The following is a 17853-nucleotide window of genomic DNA, read 5'->3' as shown; positions in this document are numbered from 1 at the left end:
CAATGATGCGAAAGCAAGAATTGGTTATTTGGGATCTCTCAGTTAATGTACCCATTGATCATTACCATAGCGGAGAGACCCCTAATAGCTTTTCTTTACTCTCGTTAGAAACCTTCTGAGATGACAATTATTTGTACTTAATGGTGATTGATTGCTTCGTCGTACCTCCTCGCAATAGACGTTGTTTTTTTAAGTTCAAGTATAGAATAACCTACAATATAAAACGTCTTCGTGAGCGCAGCGTGGCGATCTATTCAGGTAAGGTACTGCTTGACTTTGACAGATTACTTCGTCATTCTTCCTCGTAATTGACGAGGATTTTTGAGAACTTATTACTCCCCTTTTCGTCATATCGAAACAAAAAAGATCTCTGATAGCTTTTCTTCACTCTCATGAGAAAACCTTCTGGGATGACGATCGATGAGTAAGTCTAATCCCCAAATACCTTTTGCCATTTAGCTTTGTTGAAAGCAAACATGATAACTCCTATTAGAAACACTACACCAGTACCTATTCCTACCATCCCGAAGAAAGGTATGGTTGGTATTCTGACTAACATCTCTGCTGCAAAAGCAGCATACAAACCGATGACCGACCAGTACATAAACGAAAAGTGAAGATACTTCCATCTATTGATTGGTCTTTTGATCCAAATTGGTACCATACCAAGAATGATAGAGATGAGGCTAACCACTGCAGAGTAATGAAATATACCCCAAGTGTTGAACAGCTTATATATCATGAAGGCGGTAGCAATTAAGACGGCCATACTGATCACGTATAAGTAGCCTACTTTAGCGTGTCTCTTAGTTCCTTTTCTGGCAAACAAAATAATCGTTCCGAATATCAGTGCAAAGCAAGAAGAAACTAAGTGAGTCATTCCGATTGTATCAAGAAGTAATATTTCCATGTCTATAGTTTTTGAATCATTCAATGCTCAAAACTTCCCCGATCTCAATTTTTCTCACATTATTTTATGCTGAGCTGTTGATTATACATGATGAACTGTTATTTCAGGTAAGTATGAATAACCTAATAGGAGTAGATATTTAACCTAAGACGCAGATGAAAGAGTTTTCAAGTGTCAATTAGAGCGTCTCAATATGAATAGGATGTGATATCAGTTAACCGATTTAGGCACTTTAGAGGGAAAGTTTTACAGCTTATAATTAACTGTTTATCAACACAGTAACAACATGTATTAAATCCATAAACGAGTGATAATTAGTATAATCTTGATATATTACTTGATTACTAGACTAAATGAATCAACTAAATCAGGGCTGTATGAAAACTCTTTTTTTATTGGGTGTGATCTCCTTATTTCTTTTTTCTTGCGATACACCCCAGCAATCGCAGCCTTCCACTCAAGTAATAGATGAATATCCAAATGGTTTTCCGTACGGTCTAGTACCGAGAGAAAAGCCTAACACGCCAATGAGTGCAGCGTTTGAACGGATCTATGATGGAACATATGGAGGACTTGAGGTACAAAGCAATGAACTGTACTCGACTTTTAAATACACTCCTCTAGAGGGATTTGATTACGGAAAGAAGAACGGTTGTATCTCTAGAAGAGACCCCTCCAAAGTGGTTAAAATCAATGGAAAATACTACGTCTGGTATACCCATAGAGACACTCCTACTCCTCCTGATGCTTTTGGTGGAAATGATACGATTCCCTCTAGAGACTGGGACCTTTCGGAAATATGGTATGCCACTAGTGACGATGGTTTTACGTGGGAGGAACAGGGAGTAGCTGTACCTAGATTAGAAAAGCCATACCCTGGATGGCGATCAGTATCTACGCCAGATATACTGGTTTACAAGGATAAGTACTACCTCTATTATCAAGCATATACTGAAATGCCCGGAGGTGAAAGTAAGAACCGTGGTGACAATTGCCCCGTGGCTGCTTCTGTAGCTGATAGTCCTGATGGCCCTTGGACTCCTTCCAATAAGGTAGTAATCGAAAATGGCCCAAAGGGTACATGGGATCAATTTATCATTCATGATCCGTTTCCCATGGTATATAATGGTAAGATCTATGTTTACTACAAGGGTGAGATGGGTGGTAAGCATCGAGTGAAAGCACAAGGTCTTGCTATTGGGGATAATCCTTTCGGTCCGTTCACTAAACACCCTCTTAATCCTGTAATTAATTCTGGTCATGAAACCGCTCTCTTCCCATTCAAAGAGGGAATTGCAGCCATTGTAAGTCGTCATGGTTTAGAACATAATACGATTCAATATTCACCAGATGGTGTCAACTTTGAAATAGCTGCTATTACGTCGTTGCTTCCAGTTGCTCCTGGCCCTCATATCCCAGATGCATTCTTAGGTAATGGCAACGGACGTGGCATTACTTGGGGACTTTGTCACTTCAGAGATATACTGAAAAAAGGTAGTCCTAGTCAAAGCTATAGTATGCTTGCTCGATTTGATTGTGATCTAAGCTTAGACCTAGATGATCCTGAAATGAAAAAAACTGATATCTTCAATCACCCTGAAATCAGTTTTCTATTTGGGCTAAGTGAAAAGCAGAAAGAAAGAATCATGAATTCTAAGTGAATATGAAGTCATTATATAACAATACTTATTGAATTACCTGACTGTCAAAAAATTCCGCTAATCTCTTTGAACCATTTTGATGAGCAATATTGTCCATAGACATCGCAGTAAGGAAGAATTCAAAAGGCCCGTACGTTTTGGAAGATGTGAATGTTCTTAGACTCCAAATGATTAATCTTCTGATCCAGTCTTGAAGGTGAACTATTTTGATAGGTTTTCCCCAAGCTTTCAGGGCTAACGCTGCGATCTCATTTTGTGTCAATACATCGTCGCCTCCTACTGTATATTCTTTAAGTCCTTCTAGTACAGCATTGATACAAGCTTTGGCTAAATCTTCTCCATGAATTGGGTTGAGCTTTTTTTCTCCATCACCAAACAAGTATACCTTGCCACGCTGCGCCATCTCAAGAAAGTCCTTCATATCAGAGAAAAAGCCATTGGGTCTCATTACCGTATAGTTCAATCCTGAAGCTTTTAATTCATCTACGAACTTCTCCTTTGCTTCGAAGATTTTCAAATGTCTTAGCTTATCTCCATTAATTGCAGATACATATAAAAACGATTCAACTCTATTATTTAAAGCTTCTTCTAGCAAGTTAGAATTGCCTTTATAATCAACATCCATATAAGTCAAACCATCCTTTTGACGAGTGATACCAATAGTTGTGAATACCCAGTCAATGTCTTTTGTTACTCCTTCAATTGTATCTTTCTCTGTGACTTGACCAATATGAAAATCATCAACGTCTTCAAACTTGCTTCTTTGGTCTTCGTATCTAATCAAAACCCGAACCCAAAACCCTTGTCGCTTTAGTTCTTTGACTAAATTCTGTCCTAGATATCCTGTTGCTCCAGCTACTAATACTTTTTTCATGTCTTTTTTTTAAGACTAATTTAGATGCTGGCATTTTGGTTTCTCTTGACGATCGTCAAGAACGTATTTTCTTATGTACTCTGGCTTTGATTCTACTCAATGTCTCTGGTGATACCCCTAAAAACGAAGCTATATATTGCTGTGGCACTCTCTGAAATAGTTGTTTTTGTTTTTCTAAAAGATCAATGTATCTCTCCTCTGGAGATTTAGTCACGAACGAAGCTATTACCTTTTGGCTCGTGATTAGTTCATTCTCTACTGCGACTCTGGCTATGATTTCCATTTTAGGAACCTTAAGCGTTAATTTTTCGATAGCTGCTTTAGAAAAGACCAAAATCTCGGAAGGTTCGACTGCTTCATAGCTTTCTATCGCCGGTACATTGTAGGTGTAGCTTTCGCCAGCACAAATAAATTGACCTTCCGTATAAAAGAAGGCTGTTTTATCTATTCCGTCTGCTATGTAAAACAAACGGACGCAGCCTTTAGTGACAAAATAGAGTTCATTTGAAACTTTGCCTGCTCTGAATATCACCTCTTTTTTGTCAAATGTCTTAACAGTAAAGGTGCCCCTTAGGGCTTCAACTTCTTCTTCATTAAAACTTGTGTAGGTGTTTATGTATTCGATCAGCTTGTTCATACTTCTATCGATTATGATCAATCTAAATTAATCATCATTTGCACCAACCTAAACTTAAATTAATTCATTCTTAGTTAGACCTATATTGCTTTGATGGTATCGGTTAGCTTGAACGAAACTGTTTAGGCATCTGCTGAAGACTTACAGATTCAAAAACTTCATTGATCCTTTTTTCTCGAGTAGCAGTTCTTTTCGCTGAAATCACCCAGTGTAGCAGCAACTTTTTCTTTGACTTGCTTAGGTTTTCAAAGTACTCCATTGCACTCTTATTGGTCAATAACTTATTTTTCAAATCTTCAGGAACAATGAGTGCTTCTATTTCATCTAGATTATTCCAAGATCCGTTTTGTTTGGCCGTTTCAATGCTTTCGAACCCTGACTTTGTCATCAGTTTGTTTTGAATCAGTTGATCGACCTTTTCCTTGTTTATTTTTGACCAATTGCTATTTGCTTTCCTTTTGCTGAAATATTGCATGTAGCTTTCATCATCAATTGTTTTCTTGGTACTGTCTATCCATCCAAAACATAATGCTTCGTCTACTGCTTCACTCCAGCTTAGTGACGGCTTTTTTGTAGAAGACTTGTAGTATATGAGCCAAATAGATTGTTTTGACTGATGATTGTTTTCCAACCAGTTTCTCCATTCTGCTCTACTTTTAGGGTAAAAAGTTTCTGTAGTGCTTTTAGACATGATGCATTTCTGAGCCTATTTAACTTACTATATTAATCAACTTAGGTTCTACTTTTTAAGTATTTCATTCCTTAAAAACGGATAACACGCTGACTAATTGAAATATTATCTAATCCACAATACTTTGACTTTAAAAGGTGGGCTGGAGGATTCAATTGATCGATTCAAAAGAGTTTAATAAATCTACTTGATTGACTTATGTTACTTCCCAAATCCCGTAAATCTCTTTTGGGGTAGGAATAGTTTTAATAGTTTATTGACAAGAAGAGATGAGCTGCTTATTCGATCTTACTTAAAGCAATAAGCTTTTCAGTAATTCGATTACAAATCGCCCCGTCATTTTCTCCTCCGTAGTTGATTCCTACTATAAACCCTCTATCAATTTTAGGAGCTAACCATATCGAGGTGTACCACATAGTATTGCTGCCTGAATGAGAGTAAGTTAAGCCTTTGGCCCAAAACCTGTAATCTACAAACCAACCACAAGCATAGTCTTCAACGGGGTCTACTAAGAATTTGCCCCCTTTTTCTTTAACTATGTCATTTTTAGCCAAGAACAAAGAACCATACTTACTCCAATCCTCGAAGTTACAATAGACGGTTCCCGCTGGACCTAATGGCATGGGATTGTCCAGTTGTTTGGGTTGAATAGTATCTACCTTTTCTTCCCCTACATAATAATCGTGTCCCCAAGGCTGGTCTACCATCCCAGATGTACTGGGCACTCCAAAACCAGCACTTTTCATTTCCAAAGGAACAAACAGATTCTCTTTCATCAGCGATTCCCAAGTTTGTCCGGTAATTCGTTCTAACATACAACCGGCCATTAGATATCCAAGATTAGAATAATTAAAAGTACCTCTATCAAATGGTGGTGGTGTCTTGGTGTTTTCTAAAAAAATCTTCAGCCTTCGGTTTATAGTATCCAGTTCAGGATAAATACCGTAATCGAATGCATTCGGAGCTATTCCAGATCTATGAGTAACCAGTTCATGGATACTGATATCATGATAGTTCGGATGAATAGAATTGATCGAATCTTGAAAAACATCTTTGATGGTAGTATCCCAATTTAATTGTCCTTTAGCAACTAATATTTGAGTTAGTGTGCTAGTCATAGACTTAGTGCACGATCCAATATGGAACTTATCAGTATTGAGTATTCTTTGAACTGAATCGACATGTCTGACGCCCGCTGATTGAATGAGAATTTGTCCTTTTGAATCGAAAACTGCTGCAATAGCGCCAGGTATTTTCTCTTCTTCGACAATTTGATTCAAGAATACCTCAAACTCTTTTTTATCGATATTTTTAACACTCTTTTGAGCTCTATTGAATGTGCATGAAAAGAAAAAGAAAAGGCAAAAACAAACGGCAATATTGAAGACTTGTCTCATGATGGTTTTATAGTAAATACTTAGATATGTATCAGGTTCCGATTTTCTGAAGGATCTAAAATAGTGAATCTGTTTTTGAATTCAATCTTGAGCAATTGAATTGGCATTGAATAATCTCTTTACATTAGAAAATCTATTCCCTTACACCTTACTCATTGTGATGCTTTTTGAGTCTTCTACATTTTTACACCATGAAACCTAGTGACAGAGCCAACTCCATTGTGATAAATACCTTCACTCAATTCTATTTCTTTTTCAGCTAATTCTATTGACTTATAGTTAGGAAAACAGAGCTCTAAATCCTCTATAGAGTACAACGATTCTATATCTTGAGGTCCTCCTACTTTTGGGTTTTTACTTCGATATGGCAGGTGACTTTTACCAAAAGCTTCAAATATCACGTGTCCTTTACTCTTTAGACAATTGTCTAGAAGTTGATAATAGTCTTTTCTTAAGCTGGGAGGGAAATGAGCGTATATCAGTGCTATTGCGTCATAATGGTCTAATTCGAAACCTAACTCTGGAAAAGAACCTACACGATAATCAATGTTCACATCATTTTCTTTAGCCAACTCCAGGGCTTTCTTCTTGCCTTCATGACTGATATCGAAAGCAGAAACTTGCCATCCTAACTTGGCGGCAAAGACGGCATTGCGCCCCTCGCCTTCTGCACCCAATAGAATCTTTCCGGGCTTTATATTTGATAATTGTTCTTTGAAATAATTATTAGGTTCTTCTCCATAAACATACACTTGCTGCTTATACCTATTGTCCCACATTTTTAACCATTGATCTTGCATAGTATCTATATCTGTTTCTTTCACAAAGGAATACCGAAACCGAAGTTAATTATTAGGACAAAACTAGAGTCGTATAGGACTTAAGTAAAGTTCTCTCGAAAGACTTTGGGTGATGACCCTGTTTGCTTCTTAAAGAACCTTATGAAATAGGAAACGTCATCAAAACCAAGTTCTAATGCTACTTGGCTCACTTGGTTCGAAGTAGAAGTTAATAGACGCTTAGCTTCTAGCAGTATTTGCTCATTGATGAGTGTAGATACCGACTTATTCAATATTGACTTGGTGATATTGTTTAACTGATAAGCTGTAAGGTTCATCATTTCAGCGTATTCACTGACTTTCTTTTTGTGATGAATGTTTTGTTCAATCAACTCTTGTAGCTGATAGAACTGAGTTTGTACAAAAGCATCTTTTTTTTCTATCCTTAGAGGATTCTTTGACTGAACTTGACGATGCAACTCTATAAGTATTAATTGTAGGTGTAGCCAAATTGCATCTTGTTTCCAATGAATATTATTTAAACACTCTTTATGAATTTTTTCTGCTGATTGAAGTATTGGTTGTGCAGCTTCAGAGCCAAAAGAAAACGAACTCTGGATAGTCAATCTTCTAAGATCAAATTGTGAATAAGTTGAACCTTTAGTTAAAAACAGTGACGAGAATTGTAGAATAAAACCTTCACTTCCTTTAGATAAGTTAAGTTCATGAACTTGGCCAGGTCGCATTAGAAATATTATTCCAGGTTCAATTTGATAGGTATTAAAATCTATCGTATGCACTCCTCCACCTTTAGAAACGATCATCATGAAAAAGAACTCATGACGATGTAGTCGTTCATTCATTGGTGAAGTTTTTGTCAATTCCGAAATATCTAGTGCTCTGAATTCTGACAACGAATCAAATGCCTCTGATAACTTCCGTATTGGGATTGACTTATTTTGCTTCATCTCTCTACTCTATCATACACTGGTTGTACATTCTCCCCACTCAAGATTTAAATATTTGAATGCATCTTCCAATGCATCTTTGGAAGGTTTAGGATTAAAACCTAATTCACGTCTAGATTTACTGATGTCATAGTCTTGTTTTAAACCATAGAACATATCTAAGTATTGTCTTTGTAGAAGTGGTTCTTTCCCTGATATTTTACTCACGAACTCCATAGCTCCAGCTATGAAATACAATAAAACTTTTGGGAGTTTTTTTGGTTTTTTCAAGTTAAGTTCAGGAAATAAATCCGATGCTATTCTTACAGTTTCTTGTAAAGTAGTATGCCGCTCATTGGATAGAATATAGCGCTCTAAGTTTTTCCCATTTAGCATAGCACTATAAGCACCGAGAGCAACATCCTTGACGTCAATCCAATTTAATGTGATACCAGTATCCGCTGGTATTTCTCCTTTTAAAGCTTGAAGAATAAGATTATTCGAGTAACTCAGTTTATATGCTTCAGAACCGATCATTGCTGATGGTAGAATCAATACTGTTCTGATGGCATATTTTTTACCCAATTCTAAAGCTAATTTATCTGAATCGTTTTTAGAATTATAATACCAATTCCGTCTGTCTTTATTATATCCATTATCCGGATTAGCAGGGAGTTTTGTAAAATCCAAACTAGCCACAGAGCTTACATATACTATGTTTTTAATGCCGCTTTCTTTGGCTATATCAAAAACATTTTGTGTTCCTTCCAGATTATTATCATAAATCTCCTTTTTAGGATTTTTAGCCCACATGTTAAAGTTGGCTGCTACAGCGTATAAATTTGTTACCCCTTTGAATGCTTTTGCTAGTGATTGTCTATCTGTTATGTCAGCACTTACAATTTCGCAGTTTAAATCTTTGAAAGGTTCTTTGTTACTAATATCTCTTACTGTTGTTCTTACTTTTTGGTTCTTGGATAGTAACAACCTCACTAAGTTGTTTCCCAAATGCCCGTTTCCTCCTGTTACTAATGAAATTTCTTCTCTCATCTTTTGTTCTTTATGCTTGAACAAAACTCCGTAAGTTTTAAATAGAAGAAAATAACAAATGTTAGAAAGCAATCTGTTTTCTAATTCGACTTAATGACTGCGGTTCCATACCTAAAAATGAAGCAATATTGTCAATTGACACATTTAGAGCCAACTTAGGATATTGGTTTAGAAATTTTATATATCGCTCTCTTGCAGTCAAAGTTTGAAAGTCTTTTACTCTTTCCATTTTACAGCTTAGATGCTCATTGGTAACTTTTTTCACTAAAATTGACCAAAACTCTGTTTCTTTATTTAGATAGTCACAATCCGCTTTTGAGATCTTTAGCATCTTACAATCTGTAATGGTTTCATAAAAGTCTAGTGATCCTGTTTCTGTCATAAAACTATCTAAGGATACGAAAAAATTATTTTCTGCAATGAGATGTTGAATCACAATTTTCCCATCAATGCTCTGATATCCTTTTACAATTCCTGATTTCAAAAAGTATATATACTGTTCAATATTACCTGCTTTCAAAAGACTTGTATTAGGAGAAACTTCTTCATAAGCAAAACAACTTGTTACTAGATTGACATCCTTTTCGGTAATAGTAACTTTAGACTTTATATACTCTATCAAGCTTTCTACCATTGAACGATTCTTTTTTAGACTGTGATTGTAAAGACCAATAAATGAACTAAGCTAACCTATCTATCAAGAAAAAGTCAACTTCTAAATTCCAAACTGATGTATATGCAATATCAAAAAGCTACAAGAATATATATTACAAAAAACTAATGCTTTTTAAAATGTATGATTGAAGATGACAATAAAAGATCAAAATCTCGTTAGTAGGCTAAAAAACAAAATGAAGAATATACTTTTTGCACTGGTTATGATTCCGCTGAGTGTTTTTACCGCTTGTAATTCAGATGACGATGATGATTCCTTTGCTTCAAAATCTGATGTTGATGAATCTGGAGAAAAGAAAATTAACGAAGGTGTTTTTGATGCTTTATATACCACTGGCTGGTTCAAGAAAGATAAAAATGTGAGGCCCATTTATTATAAAGACAATGAGGTAATTGAGTTAAATAAGTTAGACGCTGATCATAATACAAGAGCAAGTTACATATCAATAGAAAATGAAGATATCCACATACTTGGAGAGTCTACTACCCCTAGTAAATTGTTATACTGGCATAATGGTAATCCAATTCATTTACCACATGAGACACTTTCTTCCCTTATCATACCTGTTGGAATTTCTGTAAAAGATGGAAATGTTCATATTGTAGCTAAAGAATTAAATACAGAGCTGTATGGAGATGTTTTTTATTGGAAAAATGGAGTTCGTCAAAGAATATCTGCAGCTGATAAAAGTGCTAAAGCCAATGACTTATTGGTAACAGATGATGATGTTTATATTGTCGGAAGCGAAGACAATAGATCTGGGGGATTTTCTTTTGACCCTGATGAACCTGAGACTGCAGCTTATTGGAAAAATGGAGAAAAGCACTTACTAACAGCCATTTCAAAAAGTTCTGAAGCGTCTCAGATTAGAGAAGACAGTAAGGATATTTATATATCTGTATTAGAGCGAGATAGTGGCAACGATATATATACAATCTATAAAAACGATGTCCCTGTCAAGTCTTATCCTTCAAACGAGTACATAGAAGATTTTGCAGTAAAAAATGGGAAAATTCATGCGATTGCAGCTTACTATGTTACAAATAGTGATGGTACTGGTCTAGATACTAAGCTGAAATACTATGTGGATGACATAGCGCAATCATTTAGCTCTAAAATGACACAGAGTATCAGTCTTATTTTACATGATGATGATGTTTATGTATCCGGAGTCTATTTCGAAGGAGATAATCCTAAGTCTGTACTTCTAAGAAACGGAGTTCCAACTAATTTTGAATTTGAAGGAGAGATAGAGAACGTAACAGTTAATGATATGATTCTAAAGACCAAACCAAGAACTTCTTAAAAGAGATTCTTAGAAGTTCTGAGTAAGTAATACTATCTCAGATACATTTATTTGACGATATTTTTGATGAACTCTAGCAATAATGTTTCATGATTATTGCTAGATTTTTGTTGAGTCGTAACTCATGTAAGTGTAGTATCAAAAAGCTTCTAGAATGTGTATTACAAAAAACAATTCCTAACTAAAAACTCCTCTTGAAAACCTAGCTTTAAATACAGTCCTTTGCCCATATCAGAAGCTTGAAGTGTCAAAAGGCTTATGTTTTTTTCTATAGCCGCGTTGATCACCTTGCCCATTATCTCATTGGCGATTCCTTGTTTGCGGTATTGAGGAATCACTCCCATTGCATGGATACCCAATGTATCTTTCGTTTCGAATGTAATAACAGTGCCCACCGGTTTACCCTCTTTATGTACTAAAAAATAATCAATGCTATTATAGGTTTTCAATAAGGTACTTGAACTGATCTTGTATCCAAAGCTCTGGAGAAATGTTTCAGACCAAACTGTGGCTTCTGCCTCATTCGATACTTTGATTAACTTGAGCAAGGGACTAGTAGCCAAGATATCTTTTGGTTCTAATGACATTCCTATTTGTTGAAATACAGGTTGAACACCGAGCTCATTCAGAAAAGGATCTAAATCTTGATTGCCCATATCCCAGATTGGTACTATGAGTTTTTCTGGTATACTTTCCAATTTGCTTTTAGCTTGATGAACAGCCTCGTCGTTCATTTCTTTAGTAAACCACAGCCGATTAGGCCATTGTGAATGGGGTACAATCGAATATTCAAAGTTCGAGTATGAGAAAAATGATTGATGCTCCTCCCCAACAGTTTGCCAGAGCGAGGTCAAATTATAAATATTCTTTTCTATAGATGAATTCATCGTTATTTTGAGTTGATTAATAAAATGCCAAAAATCATTGAGACTATTCCTAGGAATCGTTTTAGGGAAACAGGCTCTACAGGAAGTCCAAGCCAACCATAGTGTCCTGCAATCACTGCGAAAATCAATTGCCCTGAAAGTCCCATTGAAATCATGGTGGAGACACCCAGTTTGGGTATTGTATAATAATAAAGAGTGATACCTAGCACACTAAAAAGGCCTCCTGAAAACCATAAGTATGTTGGAATTTGTTTTAGCTCAACACTGGATGGGATGTTTCTATTTGCTACAAGTGTAGTCAATACAGCAAAACAAGTACTACATGTGAAGGCAACTATTGAAGCGAGAAATGGATTCCTAAGAAGCACTCCTAGTTTCGCATTTAGTCCACCTTGCATGGCCAAGGAAACACCTCCAATAAATGCTAGCGTTAATAATACTATTTTGTTCATGTGGCAAAGTTGTATTGTCCACATATCAATAGCATTTACATATGTTGATTGGGATTATTTTTTATTGATTTTCTAATACGACTTAATTGTGTCGGTGTGATTCCTAAATGAGCGGCGATATGGTGCTGTGCAATCCTTTCCTCTATTCCTGGATGCTCATTTAAAAACTTCAAGTATCGATCCTTCGCATCCAACATGACTATTGCGATTTCAATTTGCTCTCTATAGATGATCCAACTCTGCTCGATGTAGGCTATATAAAACTTCTGAAGATCTGCATATTCGTCTTGAAGTGCTTTGTACTGCTCAAAGTTGATGTTATACAAAATGGTATCTTCCAGCGCTTCGATAGAAAAGTAGGAAGCTGATTTAGTAAGTAAGGAAACTTTGGCCGCGGCAAATTTTCCTTCTAGAAATAGATTCTTGTTATAAGTATTACCGTTTTTATCAATGTAAAAAGTTCGTAAGCTTCCTTTATTGATGAAGTGAATATTTCTTGCCGTATTTCCAGCCCTTAATACGAGCTCTCCTTTTGAAACCTCTTGAATTTTAACGATTTCTTGTAAGGCTTGCCAAGCACTGTCAGAAATTCGGTAGTACTTGTCTATCGCTAGTTTGAGATCAATCAACTTGTTTACAGTTAATTAAAGGATAATTTAATTCCTTCAGTGACCATTTGTGTACCGATAATAGCTAGAATCAATCCCATTATCTTTCCGATAACAGCGATTAAGTTTCCTCCCAATTTTCTAACAATTAAATCACTTAACGCAAAGGCACAATACGTTAGAAATATCATTACTGCAAAAATAGAAATCACGATTCCTGTATGAATATAATTCGCATGGGTAACGAAATTCATAGCTGTCACAATGGTACCCGGTCCAGCCAGAATCGGAATAGCTAAAGGAGAAATAGCAATGTTGCTTGATGATTCAGAGTCATGATCATGATTCTGAACTTTAGATTTCTTTGACATTAACATTTCAAATCCAACATAGAATATCAGTAAACCTCCTGTGATTTTAAACGCTGGAATAGTAATCCCAAATAATCCGAAAATATACTTGCCTCCCACTATGAAAGCTACGACTATAATAAAGGCAACAATAGATGCAGTCTTAGCAATTTTGTTTTTCGTTTCCTTATCCTCTCCCTCTACTAAACCTAGAAAAATAGGCGTATTTGCTATTGGGTTCATGATAGCGAAAAAACCCATAAAAACTGATAGTGAATAAGCAAGTAAATTTTCCATTTGAAACTTCTAGTTAACCGTTTTGTAGACTGTATTTGGCCTCCAATTCCTCTTTTGCAAATTTCAATAAGCCAATAAGCTTAATAGAATTGACAAGATCCCATTGCATTGCCGCTACAATACTATGCATTGCTATCAAGGTTCTGTCTATTTCTAACTGACTTTCTGTCAATTCAGAGATTCTAGTCTTTGCAGACTGATATCCTTGCTTGTGAAAAAGACCAAGAATTTGAATCGCATTTTCTTCAGCAGTGATGATTCGAGTTTTGGGTAGATATCCCATTTGGGAAACCATAGTTTCAGCTACTTTCCATGTAGACCATGGATTTTGGCCTGTTATTAAGTTTTCATCATGAACTACATTCTCCAGGTACATCGTACCTTCATTAAAGTTGGCACCACTCTGTACAAGCTTATCTTCCAATAGAAACGGGAAAATAGATTTGGCCTCAGGTATCAATAGCAGTTCTTCACTATTGGTAAAGCTACAAACGGACTTACCCGCTAGTAAAGGTTCATCACCGTCTAACGTGACATTCACTAGTGCTGCTGGACCATGACAAACCGCACCTACTACTTTACCTTTCTGATAGTATGATTTGACAATATCCTGAATAAAGGTGTTGTCCGGAAAGTCATACATCGCACCTTTACCTCCTACAAAATAAATAGCAGCATAGTCTGAGGCTACTATTTCTTTAAGAGTCAACGTGTTTTCTATCTTTTCTTGAGCAATAGAGTCATTAAGAAAAGCAAAATCATATGCTCCCATATCTTCATCGTCAATAATTACAGGAGCCTTCCCTCCTTTCGGACTTGCTATATCTACTTCAAAACCATTTGCAAGAAAGACATAGTACGCACGCGAGAGTTCAGTGAGTTCAAAGCCAGTAGCTTTACCACTTGTACCCATGATTTCTGTACTCGTGACGACTGCTAATACCTTACCCCTCTTTTCAATTATGTCTTTGCTTAAGTAAGGAAGTTCTTCTACTGTGACTTTACTAATAGCATTCTCAGGATCTGGTTTGGGTATTAGACTAATAAACCAATACCCAAACATAAATAGAGTTATTACTAGTCCTAAAATTGTGATCGATGACCACATAAGAGTTTTCTTAAATTTTGACATTTTGATTTGATTTTTGATGCAAACCAATAGATCAAATGACTTGAATTCTTCTTAAATGATCATTTCGAAAGAGTAAAAGATCAATTCATCAACTGCTGACGATAGACTTGAGGCGTTTTATCAGTTTGTTTTTTGAAAGCACTATTGAAGCTTGAGATACTATTAAAACCTACTTCATAGGCAATAGCCGATATGGTTTGATGCTGGTTATTCACATCCATTAGTAATTCTATGGCTTCTTGTATTCTATACTGATTGACAAACGCATTAAAATTCTTTTGGCTTTTTCGATTGATTACCATGGATAGTACTTGCGTACTTACCTTCAGGTCTGCACTTAGAGATTTAAGTGTCAATTCAGCGTTTTTGAATTGTTTCTCATCAATAATGATTCTGCTAACTTTTGAAAATAGCTGTTCCATTTGTTGATCAGAAACTCGAGTGGTCTTGTATTTATCCTGTTGAACGTCTTGTAGATATCCTTTAGATATCACAATGAAACTGATTACATATGCTACAATAGAATATAGCACTGGACCTATCACGTATGGGATTGACTCATCGAATAAGTTGAGAACATAAGCTATCCAGATAATCAGTAATCCATAAAAGAGTAATGTTAGCAGCTTATATGTTTTATCAGACAAGCCATTTTTCCACTGTTTTGAGATATATCTTTTTGTAATAATAAGATATATCAAGTAGTGAATATAGTAGGTAAGAAAAAGAACTAGAAACAATGCTATGGGCAAGGTTTCCATATCTTCATCATTGATCCAGAAACCAAACAAGATGGCCAAAAGACAAGGTATAAAATGCCATAGTTGATTTTTAGACCACTGAAATGACTTATCTGAGATAGCTCTAGTATAGAGATAAAAGAGTGGGCCTATTGCCATCATAGTACCTAAACCAATAAAGATGAGTTTAGCATCTAAGTTTTCAAGAAATTCTAAAAAAACAGATTTACCTACACGAAATGAAAGTACAACAAGTAGGGAACCAAGTAATCGATTAGCTAAAACATTGCCCTTTAGAACTGACCAAAGATATATCGCTAGGAATAATCCATGTATTACTCCTAACCCACTTACAACTATAAGAAATACTTGACTAGCTGACATTTAATATCACATCTTAAAAGACCCTCACAAACGAGTCACGGTATATAATTCTAAAGGTAGCTCACTAGCTCTAAATAAAGAGTATTTCGGATGTTCTAAGCTATTTATTTTACTATCTACACCTCCTGAGTGGACACAAACATCACTCAGAAGGTACTTAAAAACAACTTCAATATCTATTTGAAAATAAAATTAGAAGCCTTGAAACACCAAATTGATGTGTATAAAAAAGTCGTTTTAAATGAACTTTTTAATACACATCATATGACCTAGATGCAATCCTTCATGATAATTATTGAATTCAAAAGCATCCATCAGTGAGCTCAGGTGAAACCCTGTTCCAGTCTTTCTCTCATTATAAATTTTGAAATTACCATTGTAAAAATCTTCTTCTGTCTTTTCTATCACAGAGGTCAGCAAACCTCGTAATTCCTCAATTTCAGATTTAGAGACAACCTTGGTAGGTTTTGTCCCTGGTTTATACATATCAAATAATTCATCAGGAATGTGTCCACTAAGAGAAGTCCCCTTGTATATCAGTGCTTGTTGAGCGACAATCACATGGCCGATATTCCATATTAGATTATTGTTGAAGCCTTGGGGTATCTTATTGAGTTGTTCCAATGTGAACTTATCAAAATACTCCAAATAAAGGTTTCGACTTGTCTTCCACGCTTTGAATAAAAATTCTATTTCCATTTCCTCTTTCAGTTTTTAAATAATAATGTATTGACTCAATATGATTTACACCTTACTTAATATTTCTATTGTTTATATAAACATATAATTGAGTCTATCATACACAACCTACTTCTATGATCTAGGTATATTATAGAGCTTTTATAGAAATACACATATCAAATATATGGTGCCCCATAGGATGGTTATTTGCATCATTTAGGTGATTCAAATATACTCCCCTAGTATCTGGTTGAAACCCGCTATTTGGCAACCAATTATTATACAAATAATCCCAAGCAGTAAAACACTCTGCCAGTGTGCCTTCCTTATGAAGAATAGCATACTTTCCTCCTTCAATAATAGTACTTCCAAATATTCCTTCAGCCTCAACTTTGTTAGGCACGGATATACATGCATCCGCTGTAACCATACCATTAGTATCAGGCATACTTCTATAGACTGTCAATACTTTAGTATTCGGAAAGTCTATCAAACCTCTAGAGTCGGCCCATGAAATTAATTGGTCAAACATTTTCCCAAACGCATCTGAATCATGTACATGAATAGAGTGATTTCTTACATAAGAAACATTCAAATCCTCTTGTTCTTTGACATCAACTTTAAAGTTTTTTTTAATCTCCATATCTGTGTTTTTTTGGTTCATTAATATGGATGCAAGGTACTTTTCCTTTGAACTCAGCGATTGTCCAATATTGCTCTTTTCTTGTCCAATCTTGCTAAGGTTCTTTTCTCTATTTTCTCTCCATTGAGAAGGGCTTGCCTTTTTTAATTTTTTAAACGTTTTTGAGAAAGATGATACATTAGAGAAACCTGTTAAATATGCAACCTCAGAAATAGGAATATCGAGGCTACTGTCTAATAGGTATTCTGCCCTCCCTATTCTTGATTGTATAATGTAATCATTTGGTGTTTTATTGGTAATTGTCTTGAAAATCCTATGAAAATGAAATTTCGAAAAATTCGATATCTCAGCTAACTCTTCAAGCTTAATATCATTAATAATATTCGACCTTAAGAAGTCAATTACTTTATTTACTCTATGAATATAATCCTTAACTGAAGTTTTTTGATTGTATCTAATCATAATCCGATTTCCATGACTGATTGAGCTTAGATTGATATTAATTCCAAATCTATCAGAAATTCAACACTTGCAAGTATCTGTTGCCTCACAGAAGTGATGTGCAAAAAAGATACCTAAATTAAAACTTGTCGATTTCTCTCACCAAAACAATAAACCATAATAGTATTAAAATAAGAATGGCTATAAATATGACTTATCATGGTATTTAGAAGTTTGTACTTATCGCTTCATGAATAGAATTTTTTCAAAAACCACATATTAAACCGCTATTTATTATAACCATATTAAG

General features: G+C 35.4%; 19 protein-coding genes. 2 read left to right on the top strand and 17 right to left on the bottom strand.

The window, feature by feature from the left end:
• Positions 1-430 precede the first annotated feature (430 nt).
• Positions 431-910, bottom strand: a complete 480-nt coding sequence (locus DKG80_RS04405) for a DUF2306 domain-containing protein (protein WP_109830061.1) — start codon at positions 908-910, stop codon at positions 431-433.
• 377 nt (positions 911-1287) lie between these two features.
• Here DKG80_RS04405 and DKG80_RS04400 point away from each other — a divergent pair, with 377 nt between their 5' ends.
• Complete coding sequence (locus tag DKG80_RS04400; protein WP_109830211.1) at positions 1288-2571, top strand: glycoside hydrolase family 117 protein; 1284 nt, start codon at positions 1288-1290, stop codon at positions 2569-2571.
• Between the two features lie 25 nt (positions 2572-2596).
• Here the strand turns inward: DKG80_RS04400 and DKG80_RS04395 are convergent, their stop codons facing one another.
• The 8 genes from DKG80_RS04395 to DKG80_RS04360 form a co-directional block, all read right to left on the bottom strand.
• The gene (locus DKG80_RS04395) at positions 2597-3445 is read right to left on the bottom strand and encodes an SDR family oxidoreductase (protein WP_109830060.1); all 849 of its coding nucleotides are present in this window, start codon (positions 3443-3445) and stop codon (positions 2597-2599) included.
• Between the two features lie 55 nt (positions 3446-3500).
• A complete protein-coding gene (locus DKG80_RS04390; protein ID WP_109830059.1) occupies positions 3501-4082 on the bottom strand; it encodes a Crp/Fnr family transcriptional regulator in 582 nt (193 codons plus the stop codon).
• Positions 4083-4185: 103 nt separating this feature from the next.
• Positions 4186-4773, bottom strand: a complete 588-nt coding sequence (locus DKG80_RS04385; protein WP_109830058.1) for a YdeI/OmpD-associated family protein — start codon at positions 4771-4773, stop codon at positions 4186-4188.
• A gap of 278 nt (positions 4774-5051) precedes the next feature.
• Entirely contained in the window at positions 5052-6170 is a 1119-nt protein-coding gene (locus tag DKG80_RS04380) for a serine hydrolase domain-containing protein (RefSeq protein ID WP_109830057.1), read from the bottom strand.
• 176 nt (positions 6171-6346) lie between these two features.
• The gene (locus DKG80_RS04375) at positions 6347-6994 is read right to left on the bottom strand and encodes a class I SAM-dependent methyltransferase (protein ID WP_317048728.1); all 648 of its coding nucleotides are present in this window, start codon (positions 6992-6994) and stop codon (positions 6347-6349) included.
• A gap of 56 nt (positions 6995-7050) precedes the next feature.
• Positions 7051-7917 carry a helix-turn-helix domain-containing protein gene (locus DKG80_RS04370; RefSeq protein WP_109830056.1) on the bottom strand — a complete coding sequence of 289 codons (867 nt, stop codon included), beginning with the start codon at positions 7915-7917 and terminating at the stop codon, positions 7051-7053.
• A 12-nt stretch (positions 7918-7929) separates the two neighbouring features.
• Entirely contained in the window at positions 7930-8946 is a 1017-nt protein-coding gene (locus DKG80_RS04365; RefSeq protein WP_109830055.1) for an NAD-dependent epimerase/dehydratase family protein, read from the bottom strand.
• Positions 8947-9007: 61 nt separating this feature from the next.
• The gene (locus tag DKG80_RS04360) at positions 9008-9580 is read right to left on the bottom strand and encodes a Crp/Fnr family transcriptional regulator (protein ID WP_109830054.1); all 573 of its coding nucleotides are present in this window, start codon (positions 9578-9580) and stop codon (positions 9008-9010) included.
• 217 nt (positions 9581-9797) lie between these two features.
• Between DKG80_RS04360 and DKG80_RS04355 the strand changes: the two genes are divergently transcribed.
• A complete protein-coding gene (locus tag DKG80_RS04355; protein WP_162555677.1) occupies positions 9798-10928 on the top strand; it encodes a hypothetical protein in 1131 nt (376 codons plus the stop codon).
• A 161-nt stretch (positions 10929-11089) separates the two neighbouring features.
• Here DKG80_RS04355 and DKG80_RS04350 read toward each other — a convergent pair whose 3' ends face one another.
• From DKG80_RS04350 to DKG80_RS04315, 8 genes are all read right to left on the bottom strand, one after another.
• Positions 11090-11815 (bottom strand): GNAT family N-acetyltransferase, encoded by a 726-nt coding sequence (locus DKG80_RS04350; RefSeq protein WP_109830052.1) that lies wholly within the window; start codon positions 11813-11815, stop codon positions 11090-11092.
• Between the two features lie 2 nt (positions 11816-11817).
• A complete protein-coding gene (locus tag DKG80_RS04345) occupies positions 11818-12267 on the bottom strand; it encodes a DMT family transporter (RefSeq protein WP_109830051.1) in 450 nt (149 codons plus the stop codon).
• A 35-nt stretch (positions 12268-12302) separates the two neighbouring features.
• Complete coding sequence (locus tag DKG80_RS04340; protein WP_109830050.1) at positions 12303-12896, bottom strand: Crp/Fnr family transcriptional regulator; 594 nt, start codon at positions 12894-12896, stop codon at positions 12303-12305.
• A gap of 11 nt (positions 12897-12907) precedes the next feature.
• On the bottom strand, positions 12908-13522 hold the full coding sequence (locus tag DKG80_RS04335) for a MarC family protein (RefSeq protein WP_109830049.1): 615 nt from the start codon (positions 13520-13522) through the stop codon (positions 12908-12910).
• Positions 13523-13535: 13 nt separating this feature from the next.
• Positions 13536-14654, bottom strand: a complete 1119-nt coding sequence (locus DKG80_RS04330; RefSeq protein ID WP_109830048.1) for a type 1 glutamine amidotransferase domain-containing protein — start codon at positions 14652-14654, stop codon at positions 13536-13538.
• Positions 14655-14734: 80 nt separating this feature from the next.
• Positions 14735-15778, bottom strand: a complete 1044-nt coding sequence (locus tag DKG80_RS04325; protein ID WP_109830047.1) for a helix-turn-helix domain-containing protein — start codon at positions 15776-15778, stop codon at positions 14735-14737.
• 237 nt (positions 15779-16015) lie between these two features.
• A complete protein-coding gene (locus DKG80_RS04320) occupies positions 16016-16477 on the bottom strand; it encodes a DinB family protein (RefSeq protein ID WP_245906956.1) in 462 nt (153 codons plus the stop codon).
• Between the two features lie 130 nt (positions 16478-16607).
• Positions 16608-17564, bottom strand: a complete 957-nt coding sequence (locus tag DKG80_RS04315; protein WP_109830046.1) for an AraC family transcriptional regulator — start codon at positions 17562-17564, stop codon at positions 16608-16610.
• Between the last annotated feature and the right edge of the window lie 289 nt (positions 17565-17853).

This window comes from Reichenbachiella versicolor, assembly GCF_003171675.1.
Taxonomy (GTDB): domain Bacteria; phylum Bacteroidota; class Bacteroidia; order Cytophagales; family Cyclobacteriaceae; genus Reichenbachiella; species Reichenbachiella versicolor.
Note: the sequence above shows the minus strand (reverse complement) of the source record. Positions and strands in the feature narration are given on the sequence as shown.